Source organism: Roseovarius pelagicus (genome assembly GCF_025639885.1).
Classification (GTDB): domain Bacteria; phylum Pseudomonadota; class Alphaproteobacteria; order Rhodobacterales; family Rhodobacteraceae; genus Roseovarius; species Roseovarius pelagicus.
Genome location: NZ_CP106738.1, coordinates 271,696 through 289,310 on the forward strand (window position 1 = coordinate 271,696; position 17,615 = coordinate 289,310).

Genomic DNA, 17,615 nt, shown 5'->3' on the forward strand with positions numbered 1-17,615 from the left:
AGAACAAGATATGGATATGGGTCTAAAAGGAAAGCGGGCACTGGTTTGTGCGTCATCCAAGGGACTGGGACTTGGCTGTGCGCGTGCGCTTGCGGCCGAAGGCGTGCATCTGGTGATGAACGCGCGCGGAGCCGAGGCGCTGGCCGCGTCCGCGCAGGCGATTCGAGATGAGTACGGCGTCGAAGTCACCGAGGTGGCGGTGGATGTGACGACATCAGAAGGGCAGGCCGCAGTGCTGAAGGCTGCAGGTGATGCTGACATTCTGGTAAACAACGCAGGCGGCCCCCCTCCGGGGACATGGCAGGATTGGGATCGCGATGATTTCATCAAGGCGTTGGATAGCAACATGCTGACCCCCATCGCGCTGATGAAAGCACTGCTGCCCGGCATGATGGACCGCGGCTGGGGCCGGGTGGTCAACATTACCTCAATGGCGGTAAAGGCACCCAACCCTGTGCTGGGCCTCAGCAATTCGGCGCGCACCGGGCTGACGGGGTATGTTGCAGGCACGTCACGGCAGGTCGCAGGATCGGGTGTGACCATCAACAACCTGCTGCCAGGCATGCACGCGACCGACCGCGCCGTTGCTCTTGATAAGGGCGCAGCCAAGGCGAACGATATTTCCGAAGCAGAGGCTAAAAAGCAGCGCAGCGCCACTATTCCTGTCGGGCGTTATGGCACGATCGAAGAATTCGGCGCTGCTTGCGCCTTTCTCTGTTCGAAGCAGGCAGGCTATATCGTCGGGCAGAACATTCTGCTCGATGGCGGCTTTGTTAACGCCACGATGTAAGCGCCTGCCATTCATCAACCGCGGTTGACGCATATTCACAAATGCGCCAACCGCGCGTTGTGGGGCTGGTCTACCGACATCTGTGCGGCTACCCGATTGAAGTTCTTATCAGAGCAAAAGGGGCCGCCGCATGCATGTTGCTGCCATAACTATTCTGTGTGGCCTCGTTGTGGCCGCCAGCCTGATCGCAGCGCCACGACGCGTCAGCATCGAAGGTTTTTTCAGTGGAGCGGGCGCTGATGGGCGCGCGCCATCTCTTTGGGTTCTGGTGCTCAGTCAGGTTACGACCTGGATTTTTGCCCGGTCACTAATGAATTCTGCAATTCTGGGTTATTTCTACGGCATCTGGGGTACGCTCGCCTATGCGACCTACTATGGCTCGTTCCTGACCGGGGGATTCATTGTGGCCCGGTTGCGTGCGGGCGGCGCGCGTTCTGTGCAGGACTGGTTAGGTGCGCAATTCGGCGCATCTGGACGGGGATGCTACAATCTGGTTATTGCATTGCGCCTGCTGTCAGAGGTGTTTGCCAATCTGCTGGTTGTCGGGTTGATCTTTGCCGCGGTGCTTCCGCAGATTGGGATGGCACGTGAGATGTCCATCGTAATCGTCGCGGCGCTGGGGTTGGCCTACAGCGCCTGGGGTGGGTTGAGCGCGGCCCTGCGCACAGACGTGCTTCAGATGACCGTCTTTCTCGTTATTTTCGCAGCGGCCTTCATCGCATTGGTCGTCAGTCCCGGCTTTTCCTTTACAGCAGTGTTGACCGCACCCGGTACGTCTGGTGCATGGAATGGGCAGGTATTGCTTCTGGTCGCGTTATTGCAGGTGTTTTCATACCCGGCGCATGATCCGGTGATGATGGATCGCGGTTTCCTCGCCGATCCGACCACCACGCGCCGTTCGTTTGTGCATGCATTCTGGATCTCTACAATCTGTATCATCGCCTTTGGCATGTTCGGCATTCAGGCGGGTCTGCTCGGTGTTGCCTATGAGGGGCAACTGCTGGGCACGTGGCGGGCAATGTTTCCTGCATGGCTCTACGTAGCATTGCTTGTCTCGCTGCTTGTGTCTGCACTCAGCACGTTGGATTCGGCTCTGGCCAGCGCTGCGCGATTGGTGGTCGAAGAGTTCGGCTTTGGACCACGCACGCTGGGTTCCGGACGTATGGCAATGTGTGGCTTTATGGCACTTGGGGCGGGGTTGACGCTGTGGGGCAATCAGACGCTATTTGACGCGGTCGCGGTCAGCGGTACGGCCAGTATGTTTCTGACACCTGTTATAATCGTTGGGCTCGTAATGGGTCGGCATATCGCGCTCTGGTCCTATTTTGCAGCATTTGCTGCTGCGATGGCGGGGGCGATGCTGTATTTTGGGCGCGATGCAATCTGGGCCGCCCGGATGGTGCCGGACGGGCATAAATATGAACAGTTGCTGGTGATCTGCCTTGTCGTCCTTCTGATCGGTTCCGTGGTCGTTTTGCTGGGGTCCTCTCGCCGGACATAGTGCCAGCGCGCAAGCCGCGCATGTCTTGCACGCAGCGGTCTGGGTTGCTATCTGCCGAATGAAAATCCCGATTGTTTTCATCGGAGAAGCACGAAGGACAGCCCTTGGCAGACCGGACCCCACGATTGGAGATCAAGAACCTCGTCCGCCGTTATGACGGGCGCGTGGTGGTCGATGATGTGTCGCTCAAGGTGTATCCGGGGCAGGTGACTTGTCTTCTGGGTCCCTCGGGTTGCGGCAAGTCCACCACGCTGCGAATGATCGCAGGTGTCGAGATGCAAGATTCGGGCGAGATTTGGGTTGATGGCAAGCTGGTGTGCGACACTGTTACCCGTGTGCCGCCCGAACGCCGCAATATTGGCCTGATGTTTCAGGATTTTGCACTCTTTCCGCATTTGTCGGTGTTTGAAAACGTCGGTTTCGGCCTCGGTGGTGACCGGGCCAAGCGCGCCGCACGCATCCGAGAGATGTTGGTCCGAGTCGGCCTTGCCCGGTTCGAGACATCACTGCCGCACGAGTTGTCAGGAGGAGAGCAACAACGAGTGGCACTTGCGCGTGCGCTGGCACCGCGCCCACGTATTATGCTGATGGACGAGCCGTTCTCGGGTCTAGACAACCGCCTGCGTGATGGTATTCGTGACGAAACGCTGGATATCCTGCGTGAAGAGGACGCGGCCGTTCTGCTGGTTACGCACGAGCCGGACGAGGCGATGCGGATGGCTGATGAAATTGCATTGATGCGCGCGGGTCAGATTGTGCAACAGGGTGCGCCTTATAATATATATAATGCGCCAGTAGATCGTGACTCTGTATCATTCTTTAGTGATATCAACGTGATACGTGGCGTCGTTCAGGGGGCGTTGACCGACACGCCCTTTGGTCAGTTTCTTACGCCTGGCGTCCCGGACGGACAGGCCGTTGATATCGTGATCCGACCGCAACATATTAAAATTGACTTTGATCGGCAGGGGCGCGGACCGAACCCGACGCCCGGCGATGGCACTCCTGCGCTTGGCGTGGTTCAGCGTGCGCGCTTCATGGGTTCCGAGAGCCTCGTTGAATTCAAGATGGCGCATGACGGGTCGATCCTGCGCGCAACTGTGCCCAATGTATTTTTGCCATCCGAAGGGCAGAATTTGTGGCTGATGATCCGGCGTGATCGGTGCTTTGTGTTCCCCGCTCGACAGGGTACCAGTACGGCTTGAGCGCGCTGGTCGATAAAAATGACGGCGCAGCCGCGCTTTCGTTCTTTTAACCTGCGTGCGGAGCGATTAGATACTATTGACGAAATTCCCGGGGTAAATGTGACACCGCCCCGAGACAGGGAGAATACGCATGCTGAACAATATTGGCCTTCCGGGCATCCTGCTCATAGCTGTTGTCGTGCTGGTCCTTTTCGGACGCGGCAAGATTTCATCGCTTATGGGCGAAGTGGGCAAGGGGATCACCTCGTTCAAGAAGGGCATCAACGACGGCAACAAAGAGCTGGAAGATGCCGCGAATGAATCCGGTGATGATGCCAAGGACGTGACGCCCGAAACCGAAAAAGACAAGGTCTGAACGTCATATGTTCGACCTTGGGTGGACAGAGCTGCTGGTGATTGGCATCGTGGCGTTGATCGTCGTGGGGCCCAAAGATCTGCCGGGAATGTTCCGCACAGTTGGCAAGTTCGTCGGCAAGGCCAAGGGCATGGCGCGCGAGTTTTCCAAGGCGATGAACGACGCAGCGGACGAAGCGGGCGTCAAGGACGTCAGCGATACTCTGCGCAAGGCCACGAACCCGGTCAGTTCTGCCATGTCCGAGGTACGCAAGACCACGGAAAGCTTTACGCAGGCGACCCGGGACGCGGGCAAGCCCAAGCTGAGTGCAGAACGGCAGGAAGCGGCAGATAAAATTCGCGAAAAGACTGCGGCGAAAGCCACCGAACGCAAGGCAGCAGAGGCTGCGGCTGCCGAGAAGGAAGCCAAAGCCACCAAGGCGAAACCGACCAAGACGGCCACCGCGAAGCAGCCCAAAGCCACGTCCACAGCGACCAAGAAGCCAGCGGCGCGCAAATCGCCTGCTAAGACGTCTGCGAAGTCGACCGCAGCCAAACCCGCGGCCAAAAAACCTGCTGCGCAAAAGACCGCTACCAAGCCCGCGACGAAAAAAGCGGCTAAGGACAAGGCATGAGCAACGTCGACGAAATCGAAGACAGCAGCGCACCGCTGATCGAGCATCTGGCGGAACTGCGCACAAGGCTGATCCGGTCCGTAGTTGCGTTTCTCATCGGCATGATCATCTGCTTTACCGTAGCGACACCGATCTTTAACTTCCTGACGGCACCGCTCTGTTCGGTGCTGGCCGATCGGGGGCAAGACTGCGACCTGATCTTTATTTCGCCTCAGGAAGGCTTCTTTGTTGCGATCAAGGTATCGCTCTTGGGCGGTTTCATCCTTGGTTTTCCCTACATTGCCAACCAGATGTGGCGCTTTGTGGCTCCGGGTTTGTACAAGACAGAGAAGGGCGCATTTCTACCCTTCCTCATCGCGTCACCCTTCATGTTCATACTTGGCGCCAGCTTTGCGTTCTACGTGGTAACGCCGCTGGCCTATGACTTCTTTCTGGGGTTCCAGCAGTTCGGCTCTGGTGGCGAGGCCATCGAGGGCGTACAGGGACCTGCGCCGCTTAGTGTCGTGTTTCAGGGATCTGCCCAAGAGTATCTCAACCTGACGATTAAGTTCATCGTCGCTTTTGGTTTGTGTTTCCAACTGCCCGTGTTGCTGACGCTGATGGGCAAGGCCGGTCTGGTCGGTGCCGAAGGACTAAAGGCTGTGCGTAAATACGCAGTGGTCGGCATTCTGGTGCTGGCCGCGCTGGTCACGCCACCGGATGTCATCACCCAAGTGATCCTCTTTGTGGTGGTTTACGGTCTCTATGAGATTTCGATCTTCCTCGTCCGGCGCGTAGAGCAAAAGCGCGAGGCCAAGCTGCGCGCAGAGGGCCTGTGGTTTGATGACGACGATGATATCGAAATGCCCGACGATGAGACGCATCCAGAGGATGTTTCGGACGAGACCGATCAGGACCCACGCCCATGAGTGATCCGCTAGAACGGATCGCCGCGGCGCTGGAACGGGTCAGCCCACCGCCGTTTGACGCGCCGGATTTCGCTGATGCAGATGCCTTTGTCTGGCACGTAGCACCTGACCGGCTGGAGCCGGTGCCGCATGTTTCGCGGGTCGACATGGGCCTGCTGCTGGGGGTGGATCGCTCGCGCGACACGCTGCTTGAAAACACCCGCCAGTTTGCGCGCGGGCTGCCTGCGAATAACGCGCTTCTCTGGGGCGCGCGGGGCATGGGGAAATCCAGCCTTGTCAAAGCGGTACATGCGGCTGTTGTCGCAGAGGGCGCACCCCTCAAAATCGTGGAACTGCAACGCGAAGACCTGACCAGCGTCACGCGTCTTCTGGCGCTGCTGCGCTCCAGTGATGCGCGATTTGTACTCTTTTGCGACGATCTCAGCTTTAGCCATGATGACCAACATTACAAATCGCTTAAGGCGGTATTGGATGGCGGAATCGAAGGGCGACCTGAGAATGTGGTGTTCTATGCCACGTCAAACCGCCGCCACCTTATGCCGCGCGACATGATTGAAAATGAACGTTCCAGCGCGATCAGTCCTAGCGAAGCAACCGAAGAAAAAGTGTCGCTTAGCGACCGCTTCGGTCTTTGGCTCGGCTTTCATCCTTGCGGGCAGGACGAATATCTGGCGATGATCCGGGGCTATTGTGATGCTTATGGCATCTACATTGACGATGAAGCCTTGCGCGCCGAAGCGATCGAGTGGCAAGCGACCCGAGGCGCGCGTTCGGGGCGAGTTGCGTGGCAATATGTCACCGACTTGGCCGGGCGACGCGGCATAGCGATTCCAACCTGATTATCCGCCTCATGCGCGATCAGAGCCCCCTACGGCGGGCAGGGCGTTTCGGTCCGTAAGGGCTTAACGCTCTTGGGCGTTGATCGTTTGTTTTCGACAGATTGCAGCCTGAAACATTCAGCAATTACTCAGTCAGATATGGTACCGGGTCCAGGCTTTCGAACCCATCGCGCACTTCGAAATGGACTGCGCCAGAGCCTGAGCTGCCTGCCTTTGCTAGTGTATCACCACGGCTCACCTTATCTCCGGTCTCGACCGTGACACTTTCGACATTCGAATAAACGGTCATCAGATTGTTATCGTGGCGGATCACGATGATAGATGTCCCGCTTGTTTCTGCGCCAATGTGCGCGATCGTCCCCTTGGCTGCCGATTTGACGGCTGTGCCGGGGGTGGCCGCGATGTCGATACCTTCGTTCTTGCCTTTGGAGTAGGCGCGCACGATGTCGCCGCGCACGGGATAGCTCATACGGGCTTTGCTCTTCTTGGTTTGGGTCGCACCAAGGTCGGGCGCATCACCCGGCTTTGTCTTTGGGGTTGAGATGTTGGTGACCGGGGTCGTGTCATCCTCTGGCAGCGGCTTTTCGGCACTTGGCGGCTCTGGCGTCGGCGATCCGACCCCCGGCGGCTCGGTCTGAGGCACCTCAGTCGCGTCAAATGGCTTGCCGACTTCGCCGGGCAAGGCGACAGGGATCAACAGATATTGTCCCTCACGTACACCAAAGTCAGAGCCCAGCCCGTTCCAGTCCGCGAGGCTGCGGATCGAGACATTATAGAGCCGCGCAATGGTATAGGCGGTCTCACCGCGTGCCACCTTGTGGCGAACCGGTTCTGCGCCGGTCTGCGGGGCAGGTTCCAGCGTGCTGGTCTCGACTTTGTTCTTGTCGGCCTTGTCTATGGCACCACCAGCGATGGTCGCTATATCCACACCACCGGGTTGGATCGGACCGCCTGCCGGTTCGGCAACACGACGGGGCAGGGCAACCACTTCGCCGCGACGGAGGTTGTCATCGGGTGAAATCCCGTTGAACCGGCCCAGTTCGGCGGCATCAATGCCGATTCGGGCCGCGAGGGTGGCTAAGGTATCACCACGCCGCGCGATTGCGACCTGATACCCCGGATAAGAGATGATTCCACGGCTATCCGGTTCCGGCCGATTGGCGGTCGCGGTGCGGGCCGCTTCGGCGGTATCCAGCCCATTGCCGATCCCCCCGCGCATATCAAAGTCGAGCGGACCATCACAGGCACCCAGAACCAGCGCTGCGGTGCCGGCCAAGAGCATGGCGGGGCGTTTGGAAAAACTCATCTCGATCGCGTCCTCATCATCTGCCCCTTATGCGCCGGGGCTTTGTCTTAGATACTCATACATTAGGCCGTATCGCGGCCTAAACCCTCGACCAGCGGCACAAATCGCACCGGTCGCAGCTCGTCATAGTCAAAGCCGTCCGCGCTACGCGTCACTCGGATCAGGCTTTGCACGGCGTCGGACTGTCCAACCGGCACGACCATGATACCCCCGATTTTGAGTTGCGCCAAGAGTGGTCCGGGGGGATCCTCGGCGGCGGCGGTCACGATGATACGATCAAACGGCGCCTGATCGGGTAAACCAAAGCTGCCGTCAGCCGTGAGGGCGGTGATGTTGGTCAAATCCAGCGCGCGAAAAATTTCGCTGGCTTCGCGCACCAGACGTTTGTGCCGGTCCACAGTATAGACCCGTCGCGCTAACTGGCTAAGGATTGCCGCCTGATAGCCAGAACCAGTGCCGACCTCCAGAACCTTGTCACGAGGACTGAGTTTCAACGCTTGGGTCATCAAGGCCACGACCGATGGTTGGCTGATTGTCTGCCCACAGGCAATGGGCAGCGGCATGTCCTCATAGGCGCGGTCGGCGAAATAGCCGCGAATAAATGGCCCGCGGTCGATCTTTTCCATCGCGCCCAACACGCGCGCGTCCGTCACCCCCTTGGAGCGCAGCGCGAAGAGGAACTGCATTTTGCGTTCGGCGATCTGGTCGGGGCCGGTCATTCGATGGCCTTCAGCGGCTCCAGGATATCATGGGCCGTCAGATCGGCCCGCATCGGCGTGACCGAAATGTAGCCTTTGAGGTTCATGTCAGCGTCGGACCCTTCTGACGTTGGCTGGCTCTGTGGTGCGCCGGTGATCCACAAGAACCGACGCCCCGAAGGTGACGTATGCGGCTGCACGCCAAAGCCCATGTCGCGACGGAACCCCTGCCGCGTGGCGCGCAGGCCTTTGACGGCGTCGCCGGGCACGGGGGGGAAGTTTACATTGTAGAAGATACCATAGTCGTCTTGTGTCCAGACACCCTTTTCCAACAAACGTTGAACCGTCGTCAGACCATGCTGACGGGAGGCATCAAACTGATCGTCCAAATCGCGGTTGTCGGGGCCGTAATACTGGCTGAGCGCGATTGCGGGCACGCCTTGCAGGGCAGCCTCCATTGCGGCGCCCAGAGTACCCGAATACACCGCGTTCTCGGCCGAGTTGTTTCCGCGGTTGACGCCCGACAACACCAGATCGGGACGTTTATCCTTCATGATGTCATGCAGGCCGGCCAGAACACAATCGGCGGGGCTGCCTTGTACCGCGTAGCGTCGTGTAGCCATCTGACTGACCATCATCGGCTGCGTGTAGGAGATGCAGTGCCCGACGCCTGACTGCTCGAATGCAGGGGCGACAGTCCACACCTCGCCGCTCGGACCCGCAAGCCCCGAAGCAATCTCTTGCATGACCTCTAGGCCCGGTGCGTTGATACCGTCGTCATTGGTGATGAGAATGCGCAAATGTCCGCTCCTGACAGCCGTTCGGCGTGGCTTTCGCCTTGTGTAGCGGGCAGGGGGCAGGCGGGCAAGCGGTTGCCCGCTTGGCGCAGACATGAATTCACTCGAGAAGCTCTAGCAGGCGGCGGGCTTCGGCACGTGGGTCGGTCAGATCATCACGGGTTTCGCCGGGATGGAACCGGGCGCGTGTGGCTGTCGGCATCGGTGCTGGGTTGACGATATGCACGCGTGGTCCGGTGCGCGATGTCTCGGACTGCCACGACCGCGCCAAAGCGATTTGCGCGGCCTTGGTTGCACCATAGGCGCCGTAAAACGTATCGCCTGCCTTAACGTCCTCGAAAAACATCGCTTGGCCGCTGTCGCCCAGCAAGGGTGCAATGAACGGAATCAGTTGTCCTGTGGCTGTAACGTTGCATGCCACGGATTTATCCCAGTCGCGCGCATCTAGATGCGCCGTCAGCGTAAGCGGTGCGGCGTGAACCGCCGTATGAACCCATAGTGCGATACTGCCCCAGCGATCATGAATCGAACGGCACAGCTGACGCATTGCATCGGGATTGGTGATGTCCATCGGGGCCAGTGTCGCACTATGCCCGGCAGCCTGAATGCGGTCATCAAGCTCTTCCAGCGCGCCGGTGGTACGGGCCACGGCAACGATGTGATACTGCGCTGCCAGTTCTTCGGCCAGTGCCGCACCGAGGCCGCGCGAGGCGCCGGTGATCAGTGCGACGGGGGTGGTGGTGTCTTTGGTCATGCTGGGGGCTTTTCATCCCTTGGCGCGCAAATCAAGAGGCAAAAGTGCCCGTCTTGAGTCAGCCGCCCGGAATGAGCATGCGTTCAGTGCGCCCATTATGCATCAGGATCATCTGGCCCTGCTCGATGGCAGCCACAGTTTGCTTGCCGATCTGATCGCCGGGTTTGACCTGCACGATTTTACCCGTGCTGGATTTCACCAGTGCATAGGCGCGATTCTTGGCGGTGACGGTCCCGATCAGAACGGTGCCTGATGGTATCTGGACCTCTTGAGTCGCCGCGGTCTTGACCACCTGCGACGGTGTCGTGGTATCGCTGAAGTCTGTCACGTTATCCCCTTTCAAGGCGTGGTTCAGCGCGCCGTCTAGGCCCAAATACCGGCAGGTGAAAGGGGGGTGATAACGCATCGGCGGGTTAATGCCGCAACGCAGCATCAGCAGCGGCAAAGCGCCGCTGGCGATCTATGAACAACAGAATCCGGATTGCGTGGTTTATTCGGCGGCCTTCAACTCGAAACCCTTTTCGATCTGGTCGGAAGGTTTCACCGGGTATTCGCCAGAAAAACACGCATCGCAATACTGCGGACAGGATGCATCGCGGCCCGATGCCTCTCCTACAGCGCGGTACAGACCATCAAGCGAAATAAACCGCAGGCTATCCACCTGCAAATGATCGCGCATTTCGTCCTCTGACATGGTCGCGGCCAGCAGCTTTTCGCGCTTGGGCGTGTCCACACCATAGAAACAGGGCCAGGCGGTCGGCGGGGACGCGATACGGAAATGTACCTCTTTCGCACCGGCATCGAGGATCATTTCCTTGATCTTGCGGCTTGTGGTACCTCGCACGACGCTGTCATCGACGAGGATCACGCGCTTGTCCTTGATCAGGGCGCGGTTGACGTTCAGCTTGAGCCGAACCCCCATATTGCGGATCTGCTCTGTCGGTTCGATGAAGGTCCGACCCATATACTGGTTCCGGATGATACCCATCGCATAGGGAATGCCGGATTCGTGGCTAAAGCCGATGGCCGCAGGAGTGCCGCTATCAGGAACCGGGCAGACAATATCGGCCTCCACCGGGGCCTCGCGGGCCAGCTCAATCCCGATCTGGCGGCGTGTCTCATAGACGCTGCGCTGTCCGATGATCGAATCCGGTCGGCTAAAGTAGACATGTTCGAAAATGCAGAACCGTGGTTTTTGCGGGCGGAAAGGAAAGTGGCTCTCAACACCATTGCCGTTGATCACGACCATCTCGCCGGGGGCCACTTCGCGTACATATTTCGCGCCGATAATATCCAGCGCGCAGGTTTCTGAGCTGAGAACCCAGCCATCCGCCACTTGTCCCAGTACCAACGGACGCACACCCAGCGGATCACGCACTCCAATCAGCTTGGTACGGGTCATCGCGACCACCGAAAACGCACCTTCAACCCGGCGCAGTGCATCTTCCATCCTCTCTGGGATGGTACGCTGCAGTGAGCGGGCCATTAGATGGATGATACATTCACTGTCGGAATTGGACTGGAAAATGCTGCCGCGTTCGATCAGCTCTTTGCGCAGCGCGTCTGCATTGGTGATGTTACCGTTATGGGCAATTGCGGCACCTCCCATGGCAAATTCGCCAAAGAAGGGCTGCACATCGCGAATAACCGGGGCCTTGCCGCCAGACGTGGAGTATCGCACATGCCCGATGGCCAGCGGGCCGGGCAGCGTTTCCATCAGGCTTTGCTTGGTAAAGTTATCGCGGACATAGCCGAATCGCCGGGCGCTGTTGAACCCGTGTTCGGGATGGTGGCAGACGATTCCGCCTGCCTCTTGGCCGCGGTGTTGCAGGGCGTGCAGGCCGAGTGCAACGAAATTGGCCGCATCCGTTACGCCGATCACGCCGAAAACGCCGCACTCTTCTTTTAGCTTATCCTCGTCGGCGGCGTCGCGCAGATACGAGGAATCGAACGGGTGGGCAGGGGGCATGTGCTTGGACAAGGCGGGGCAACTCCGAATCCGATTGTCACCGATGCGTCACACATAGGCGCTGCGTTCCCGGTTGTCACCCGTTGATCCGCAGACAGTGCGCTTTGTGACATCCCCGCCGCAACGTCACCTTGTGCGACAGGTGTCAGATCCGCGACAGCACCACGCCACCGGCCACCAGTGCTGCGGCCAGCAATCGTTTGGCTGTCAGTTCTTGTGCAGCTAAGCCGAATGCACCGAAATAATCCAAGAGCAGTGCCGCCACCATCTGACCCAATATCAACATGGTCGTGACAGTCAGCACACCCAAGACAGGCACGCTCCATAAAGCGGAGAAAACGTAAAGCGCGCCCAATGTGCCGCCGATCAACAGCCAGATCGGCACAGTGCCCAATCGGGTCAGACTGGCCCCGTCGCCAATGATCAGAGTCAGCAGTAGCAACACGAGAAAGCCAACGCCGAAAGACACGGTTGCGGCCGCCAACGGGCTGCCGATCCCGCGCCCGAGCATTGCATTAAGAGGGGCCTGAAGCGCAAGCGCCACACCCGAAGCGGCCATCAACACCAAGGCGATGAGGGTCGTATTCGTCATGGTGTTATTGTGCGTCGCAAGCGCCAACCAACGCCTCGTACTGGGCTGTAATCCAGCCAAGCGCCTGTTCCGGGTTGCCATCTTCGATACGCCCGGTGAGATGTGCGAAGACGCGGGCCGAACGGCTGTCGTCGATCATCTGGATATTCTGGCTGGTAATCACCGTCTCATAGACGAAATAGGCCACAGCCACGAGCAAAACGCCGCGCGCCACACCAAAGAGAAACCCGATCCCCTGATCAAGCCCTCCGAGCGCAGACCGCTGGACCAGTGATGAAAACAGCGGCGTGATCAGCGACGCCACAATGAGAGCCAGAGCGAAAACGATGGCAAAAGCACCGATCATGCTCAGCTCGCAACTGTCTGCGATGAAGTCACCGACAACCGGAATTTCCTTGACCAGTGGTTCGACCTGAGGGGCGAAAATGAAGGCGACGATGCCTGCCACGATCCATCCGGCGATTGCCAGTGCTTCGCGCACGAAACCGCGGCTATAGGCCAACAGCGCCGAAAGCACGATAACCAGCGCAACCACGCCGTCGATGATGGTGAAACCTTCCATATGCCTTGCCTCGTCCTGCTGGGGCGCTAGCCTGCGCCGAAAATGTCACCCACAAAAGCGGTCAAATCTTCGAGTCGTGTCAAACTCAGACCGCTCGCGCCACCGGGCTTGCCGCCTTTAGGTACGATTGCCGCGTTGAAACCAAGTTTTTGGGCTTCTTTCAACCTGTTTTCGGTCTGGGGGGCCGGGCGGAGTGCGCCAGAAAGGCTGATTTCGCCAAAAACAACTGTATCTGCGGGCAGTGCGCTATCTTCGCGTGCGCTCAGCAGTGCGGCTGCAACTGCCAGATCAGCGGCTGGCTCGCTGATCTTCATGCCACCGGCCACGTTGAGATAGACGTCGAGCCCCGCGAACGGAATGCCACAACGCGATTCGAGCACGGCGAGGATCATCGCCAGTCGCGCGCCGTCCCAGCCCACCACGGCGCGCCGCGGTTGAGAATGGGGCGTTGGCGCCACCAGCGCCTGTAACTCGACCAGCACGGGGCGGGTGCCCTCGATCCCGGCAAAGACGGCCGAACCCGGCGTAGGTTTGCCACGTTCACTGAGAAACAGTGCCGAGGGGTTGGTGACCTCGGAAAGGCCGCGCCCGGTCATCTCGAATACGCCGATCTCGTCGGCGGGGCCGAACCGGTTTTTGACTGCGCGCAAGATACGGAACTGATGACCGCGCTCGCCCTCGAAGTAAAGCACCGTATCAACCATGTGTTCGACGACGCGCGGGCCTGCGATCTGACCGTCTTTGGTGACGTGACCGACAAGAACAACACTGACGCCCCGGCGCTTGGCAAAGCTGGTCAGCTCATGGGCGGCTGCGCGCACCTGACTGACGCTGCCGGGGGCGCTGCCGATGGTATCGAGCCACATGGTCTGGATCGAATCTATGATCACCAGTTGCGGTTTTTCCGCCTCCATGGTGGTCAGGATGTCGCGCAGATTGGTCTCGGAGGCGAGTTGCACAGGCGCGTCTTGCAGCCCCAGCCGCTCGGCGCGCATACGCACTTGGGCGCTGGCCTCTTCTCCGGAAACATATATAGTTTTCAGACCCTTGCGAGAAAACGCTGAGGCGGCTTGTAACAGCAGGGTGGATTTTCCGATCCCCGGATCGCCACCTACGAGCAAGGCCGAAGCCGGTACGAGGCCGCCACCCAGAACGCGGTCCAGTTCAGCTAGTCCGCTATTGGTGCGTGGTGGTGGCGTTTCCTTGGCGGACAGGTCTGTGAGGGTCATGCCCTTGCCGCGCGCGTTGCCCAGCGAATTTTTGGCAGGTCCGGCGCTGAGACCGGTATCCTCGACAATCGTGTTCCACTCGCCGCATGCGTCGCATCGCCCGGACCATTTGTTATGGACCGCGCCGCAGGCATTGCAGGTGAAGCTGGGTGTTTTCGCCATGCTCTGGGTCATGCCCCAGCGCGCGGGCCGCGTCAAACCCCTTGTGGTTTGCGGCGCTGGGTCAAGTATCCAATGGCGATAGAGACAAGGATGCAACCGGTGAACAAATAGAGACCCCACGCGGTCTCGACCGTGGCCATGCCGACGCCTTTGACCACCACGATATAGAGCGCGATCAAGAACACGTCAGCCATCGCCAATTTGCCCAGTATCTGCAACGCAGGCAGGGTTTTACGCCGCATCAGGCCGAAATGGATGAGCGCCAGACCGACCGTTTTCGCATAGGGCGCAAAGAGGGCAAAGAATGTGACCAGAAGTGCCAGAACCACATCGGTTTCCCACAGCGATTGCAGACCGGAAATGACCGTGATTTCGGTGAGACCAAAGAGCGGCAGGTTCAGCCCCGCGCGCATCATCGGCGCGAACCACGCGAGTGGAAACAGGATCAGCAGCGTCAGGTTGGCGAGGCGAAGCATGGGGTAGCCTTGGGCAGGACTGGTTAACACCAGCTAGGCGTAGCGTACGATAGGTGCAAGGGCGGGTGTGTTCTGGCAGTTGAATTTTGGATCATAAGGTTTTGTAAGTTTGGCGAAATACTGGTTCGGTTTCATGTCGGTTTAACGTCGGTATTGCGTCGGTGCAGATTTCGGAAACATCAAGGAATTGGTTGCGCACGTCCGTGGGCCGGGCCTTAGCCCGGCAGGGACGACGGAATGTTGAGCGTCACATCGTGTGGCGGGGTGCCGGGCTGAAGCCCGGCCTACACCCTTTCTACCGTACCGCCTCGATCGGTCCATCGGCTCGACCGTGGATGAACTGATCTAGGTAAGGATCGCCCGACGCATCCATATCCGCGACCGGACCGGTCCATTGGATCACCCCGTCATGCAGCATGGCAACGTTGTCGGCGATGGCGCGCACGGAGGACATATCGTGGGTGATGGTCATGGCGGTTGCCCCCATCTCGACCACGATTTCGCGGATCAGGTCATTGATCACGCCGGACATGATCGGATCGAGGCCGGTGGTTGGTTCGTCAAAAAAGATGATTTCGGGCTCGGCTGCGATGGCGCGGGCCAATCCGACACGTTTTTGCATACCGCCCGACAGCTCTGCCGGGAAAAGGTCGGCCACATCCGGTGTCAGCCCGACGCGGCGCAGTTTTTCGATCGCGATGGCGCGAGCTTCGTCCTTTGGCCGTTTCAGTGAGCCGCGCAGCAGGCGAAAGGCGACGTTCTGCCAGACGGGCAGCGAATCAAACAGCGCACCGCCCTGAAACAGCATCCCGAAACGGGCGAGGAAACTGTCACGCTCGGCGCGTGCAACGTCCTCGCCATCCAGTGTGATCACGCCGCTATCGGGACGCACGAGGCCAAGAACAGATTTCAGGCAGACAGATTTGCCAGTGCCCGAGCCGCCGATCACGACCATCGACGTGCCCTTTGGAATGCTCAGGTTGACCCCGCGCAGGACCCGTTTCGGGCCAAAGGATTTATGGACGTCGTTAAGCTCAATCATATCGTGAAAAAGATGCTGGTAAGAAGGAAGTTGGCAGCAAGGATCAGCACTGCGGCGGCCTCGACCGCGCCTTTGGTCGCCCTACCGACGCCTGCCGCGCCGCGCGAGGTGTTCATGCCATAGTAGCAGCCCATCAGCGTGGCGATGAAACCAAACGCCGCGCCCTTGGCGAGGGACGAGACGATATCGCGCAATTCGATGAAATTTACGGTGTTTTGCAGATATGCAGCCGGGTTGAATCCCAGGCTGCGGGTGCCGACGATATAGCCGCCAAAAATGCCGATGATGTCGCCAATGCCAACCAACACCGGCACCATGATCAGCCCGGCCAGCACGCGGGGCACGGTGAGGTATTTCATTGGATGGGTGGACAGGGTGACGAGCGCATCAATCTGCTCGGTCACTTTCATGGTCGCGATTTCTGCCGCGATGGACGAGGTGACACGCGCGGCGATCATCAGGCCGACCAGCACCGGCCCCAATTCGCGCACCATGCCGATGGCGACGATTTGCGGCACGACCGCCTCTGCGTTGAACCGCGCGCCGCCAGAGTAGATCTGTAGTGCCAGTGCGCCGCCGGTGAAAAAGGCGGTCAGGCCCACAACCGGCAGGCTGAAATATCCAACGCTCAGGAGGGCGCCGCCGATCTCCTTCAGATAGATCGGCGGGCGGATCATATGGCCGAGGGTTTGCCCTGCATAAATCGAGATACGCCCCATTGCCGCGAGCGCGCCGAGGACGGTGCGACCGATTGAGGCGAGCAGGGCGGTGATCCAGCTCATCCGCCGAGATACCGACGGGTGTAGCGCGCGCCCAGCGAGGTCAGGATTTCGTAGCCGATGGTACCTGCAGCGGTCGCCAGCGTGTCAATCGACTGATGCGGGCCGAGCAACTGAACCGATTTTGGATCATGGCCAAGGTCCGTCACGTCAACGCCGATCAGATCCATCGAGATGCGGCCGGCGACGGGCAGGGCGGTATCTTCGGCGTGGACATGGGCGCGTGGGCCCATCGCGCGGATGATACCGTCGGCATAGCCGGCGCTGAGGGTCGCGATCCGGCTGGGACGTTTCGCAACCCAGCCATCGCCGTAACCAACCGTTTCGCCCGGAACCACATCGCGGCATTGGATCACGGGTATATCGAGTGTCACCACCGGGCGCGCCTCGACAAATGGCAAACCGCCATAAAGACCGATGCCCGGTCGCGTGAGGTCAAAGTGATACGCGGGGTCCAGCAGGGTCGCGCCGGTATTGGCCAAACTGAGCGGACAATCGCAGCCTTGGGTCATATCCAGAAACTGATTGAGCTGCTGCGGGTTCATCGCATGATCGCGCTCGTCGGCGCAGGCCAGATGGCTCATAATCAGTTGCGGGTTTTGTGCCAACGCGATGTCGCGTATCGCGCTCCATTCGGACGGCTCCATGCCGAGCCGGTTCATGCCGGTATCCAATTGCAGGGCAAAGCTGCGGTTCGGCAGCGCCTCGACATGGCGGATCATCTGGTCAAGCGAATTGATCACCGGCAGCAGACCGAGGTCACCGATCATGTCCCCGTCGCCGGGCATATGGCCCGACAGGACATAGATGGCAGGGCCGGGACCGAGCGCCTCGCGCAACGCGACGCCCTCTTCGGCAACGGCAACAAAGAACGTCCGGGCCCCGGCCCGCGCCAGCGCGCGTGCCACCCGATCCGCGCCCAGCCCGTAAGCATCGGCCTTGACCGCCGCACCGGTTTCGCCCTCTGACAAGGCATCCAGTGCGCGCCAGTTGGCGACAATGGCATTCAGATCGACTGTAAGGGTTGGCGTGCTCATA

The 17,615-nt window shown here is 59.6% G+C and carries 20 protein-coding genes; 7 read left to right on the forward strand and 13 right to left on the reverse strand.

Annotation, left to right across the window (positions count from 1 at the left end):
* The first annotated feature begins 10 nt into the window (after positions 1–10).
* The 7 genes from N7U68_RS02320 (at position 11) to N7U68_RS02350 (ending at position 6,211) form a co-directional block, all read left to right on the forward strand.
* Positions 11–790: an SDR family oxidoreductase gene (locus tag N7U68_RS02320; RefSeq protein ID WP_263048111.1), complete on the forward strand. Its 780-nt coding sequence runs from the start codon at positions 11–13 to the stop codon at positions 788–790.
* Positions 791–920: 130 nt separating this feature from the next.
* Positions 921–2,291: an SLC5/6 family protein gene (locus N7U68_RS02325; RefSeq protein WP_263048112.1), complete on the forward strand. Its 1,371-nt coding sequence runs from the start codon at positions 921–923 to the stop codon at positions 2,289–2,291.
* Positions 2,292–2,395: 104 nt separating this feature from the next.
* Positions 2,396–3,496: an ABC transporter ATP-binding protein gene (locus tag N7U68_RS02330; RefSeq protein WP_263048113.1), complete on the forward strand. Its 1,101-nt coding sequence runs from the start codon at positions 2,396–2,398 to the stop codon at positions 3,494–3,496.
* A gap of 130 nt (positions 3,497–3,626) precedes the next feature.
* Positions 3,627–3,851, forward strand: a complete 225-nt coding sequence (locus N7U68_RS02335; RefSeq protein WP_165192342.1) for a twin-arginine translocase TatA/TatE family subunit — start codon at positions 3,627–3,629, stop codon at positions 3,849–3,851.
* Between the two features lie 7 nt (positions 3,852–3,858).
* Positions 3,859–4,464: a Sec-independent protein translocase protein TatB gene (tatB, locus tag N7U68_RS02340; RefSeq protein WP_263048114.1), complete on the forward strand. Its 606-nt coding sequence runs from the start codon at positions 3,859–3,861 to the stop codon at positions 4,462–4,464.
* Positions 4,461–5,372, forward strand: a complete 912-nt coding sequence (gene tatC, locus N7U68_RS02345; RefSeq protein ID WP_263048115.1) for a twin-arginine translocase subunit TatC — start codon at positions 4,461–4,463, stop codon at positions 5,370–5,372. Before tatB ends, tatC begins: the two co-directional genes overlap by 4 nt.
* On the forward strand, positions 5,369–6,211 hold the full coding sequence (locus N7U68_RS02350; protein ID WP_263048116.1) for an ATP-binding protein: 843 nt from the start codon (positions 5,369–5,371) through the stop codon (positions 6,209–6,211). Before tatC ends, N7U68_RS02350 begins: the two co-directional genes overlap by 4 nt.
* A 124-nt stretch (positions 6,212–6,335) precedes the next feature.
* Here the strand turns inward: N7U68_RS02350 and N7U68_RS02355 are convergent, their stop codons facing one another.
* From N7U68_RS02355 to alr, 13 genes are all read right to left on the reverse strand, one after another.
* The gene (locus N7U68_RS02355; protein WP_263048117.1) at positions 6,336–7,517 is read right to left on the reverse strand and encodes a peptidoglycan DD-metalloendopeptidase family protein; all 1,182 of its coding nucleotides are present in this window, start codon (positions 7,515–7,517) and stop codon (positions 6,336–6,338) included.
* Positions 7,518–7,579: 62 nt separating this feature from the next.
* Complete coding sequence (locus tag N7U68_RS02360; protein WP_165192337.1) at positions 7,580–8,236, reverse strand: protein-L-isoaspartate(D-aspartate) O-methyltransferase; 657 nt, start codon at positions 8,234–8,236, stop codon at positions 7,580–7,582.
* Positions 8,233–9,015 carry a 5'/3'-nucleotidase SurE gene (surE, locus tag N7U68_RS02365; RefSeq protein WP_263048118.1) on the reverse strand — a complete coding sequence of 261 codons (783 nt, stop codon included), beginning with the start codon at positions 9,013–9,015 and terminating at the stop codon, positions 8,233–8,235. Before surE ends, N7U68_RS02360 begins: the two co-directional genes overlap by 4 nt.
* A 97-nt stretch (positions 9,016–9,112) precedes the next feature.
* The gene (locus tag N7U68_RS02370; protein ID WP_165192335.1) at positions 9,113–9,766 is read right to left on the reverse strand and encodes an SDR family NAD(P)-dependent oxidoreductase; all 654 of its coding nucleotides are present in this window, start codon (positions 9,764–9,766) and stop codon (positions 9,113–9,115) included.
* A gap of 58 nt (positions 9,767–9,824) precedes the next feature.
* A complete protein-coding gene (locus N7U68_RS02375) occupies positions 9,825–10,094 on the reverse strand; it encodes a pilus assembly protein PilP (RefSeq protein ID WP_263048119.1) in 270 nt (89 codons plus the stop codon).
* Positions 10,095–10,256: 162 nt separating this feature from the next.
* Complete coding sequence (gene purF / locus N7U68_RS02380) at positions 10,257–11,735, reverse strand: amidophosphoribosyltransferase (RefSeq protein ID WP_165197597.1); 1,479 nt, start codon at positions 11,733–11,735, stop codon at positions 10,257–10,259.
* 145 nt (positions 11,736–11,880) lie between these two features.
* Positions 11,881–12,327, reverse strand: coding sequence for a DMT family transporter (locus tag N7U68_RS02385; RefSeq protein ID WP_263048120.1), 447 nt, complete (start codon positions 12,325–12,327; stop codon positions 11,881–11,883).
* A gap of 4 nt (positions 12,328–12,331) precedes the next feature.
* Entirely contained in the window at positions 12,332–12,889 is a 558-nt protein-coding gene (locus tag N7U68_RS02390; RefSeq protein WP_165192332.1) for a CvpA family protein, read from the reverse strand.
* Positions 12,890–12,915: 26 nt separating this feature from the next.
* Positions 12,916–14,280 (reverse strand): DNA repair protein RadA, encoded by a 1,365-nt coding sequence (radA, locus tag N7U68_RS02395; protein WP_165192331.1) that lies wholly within the window; start codon positions 14,278–14,280, stop codon positions 12,916–12,918.
* A 32-nt stretch (positions 14,281–14,312) separates the two neighbouring features.
* Entirely contained in the window at positions 14,313–14,756 is a 444-nt protein-coding gene (locus N7U68_RS02400) for a paraquat-inducible protein A (protein WP_263048121.1), read from the reverse strand.
* A gap of 295 nt (positions 14,757–15,051) precedes the next feature.
* The gene (locus N7U68_RS02405) at positions 15,052–15,798 is read right to left on the reverse strand and encodes an ABC transporter ATP-binding protein (protein WP_165192329.1); all 747 of its coding nucleotides are present in this window, start codon (positions 15,796–15,798) and stop codon (positions 15,052–15,054) included.
* A complete protein-coding gene (locus N7U68_RS02410; protein WP_263048122.1) occupies positions 15,795–16,580 on the reverse strand; it encodes an MlaE family ABC transporter permease in 786 nt (261 codons plus the stop codon). Before N7U68_RS02410 ends, N7U68_RS02405 begins: the two co-directional genes overlap by 4 nt.
* A complete protein-coding gene (alr, locus tag N7U68_RS02415; RefSeq protein ID WP_263048123.1) occupies positions 16,577–17,614 on the reverse strand; it encodes an alanine racemase in 1,038 nt (345 codons plus the stop codon). The genes N7U68_RS02410 and alr overlap by 4 nt, the downstream gene beginning before the upstream one ends.
* Position 17,615 lies beyond the last annotated feature (1 nt).

Coding starts and splice junctions, on each gene's coding strand:
- purF (WP_165197597.1), bottom strand. CDS start 11,735: ATGCCCCCTGCCCACCCGTTCGATTCCTCGTATCTGCGCGACGCCGCC.
- N7U68_RS02370 (WP_165192335.1), bottom strand. CDS start 9,766: ATGACCAAAGACACCACCACCCCCGTCGCACTGATCACCGGCGCCTCG.
- N7U68_RS02360 (WP_165192337.1), bottom strand. CDS start 8,236: ATGACCGGCCCCGACCAGATCGCCGAACGCAAAATGCAGTTCCTCTTC.
- N7U68_RS02350 (WP_263048116.1), top strand. CDS start 5,369: ATGAGTGATCCGCTAGAACGGATCGCCGCGGCGCTGGAACGGGTCAGC.
- alr (WP_263048123.1), bottom strand. CDS start 17,614: ATGAGCACGCCAACCCTTACAGTCGATCTGAATGCCATTGTCGCCAAC.
- N7U68_RS02320 (WP_263048111.1), top strand. CDS start 11: ATGGATATGGGTCTAAAAGGAAAGCGGGCACTGGTTTGTGCGTCATCC.
- N7U68_RS02390 (WP_165192332.1), bottom strand. CDS start 12,889: ATGGAAGGTTTCACCATCATCGACGGCGTGGTTGCGCTGGTTATCGTG.
- N7U68_RS02385 (WP_263048120.1), bottom strand. CDS start 12,327: ATGACGAATACGACCCTCATCGCCTTGGTGTTGATGGCCGCTTCGGGT.
- radA (WP_165192331.1), bottom strand. CDS start 14,280: ATGGCGAAAACACCCAGCTTCACCTGCAATGCCTGCGGCGCGGTCCAT.
- N7U68_RS02400 (WP_263048121.1), bottom strand. CDS start 14,756: ATGCTTCGCCTCGCCAACCTGACGCTGCTGATCCTGTTTCCACTCGCG.
- N7U68_RS02405 (WP_165192329.1), bottom strand. CDS start 15,798: ATGATTGAGCTTAACGACGTCCATAAATCCTTTGGCCCGAAACGGGTC.
- tatC (WP_263048115.1), top strand. CDS start 4,461: ATGAGCAACGTCGACGAAATCGAAGACAGCAGCGCACCGCTGATCGAG.
- N7U68_RS02325 (WP_263048112.1), top strand. CDS start 921: ATGCATGTTGCTGCCATAACTATTCTGTGTGGCCTCGTTGTGGCCGCC.
- N7U68_RS02410 (WP_263048122.1), bottom strand. CDS start 16,580: ATGAGCTGGATCACCGCCCTGCTCGCCTCAATCGGTCGCACCGTCCTC.
- N7U68_RS02355 (WP_263048117.1), bottom strand. CDS start 7,517: ATGAGTTTTTCCAAACGCCCCGCCATGCTCTTGGCCGGCACCGCAGCG.
- tatB (WP_263048114.1), top strand. CDS start 3,859: ATGTTCGACCTTGGGTGGACAGAGCTGCTGGTGATTGGCATCGTGGCG.
- N7U68_RS02335 (WP_165192342.1), top strand. CDS start 3,627: ATGCTGAACAATATTGGCCTTCCGGGCATCCTGCTCATAGCTGTTGTC.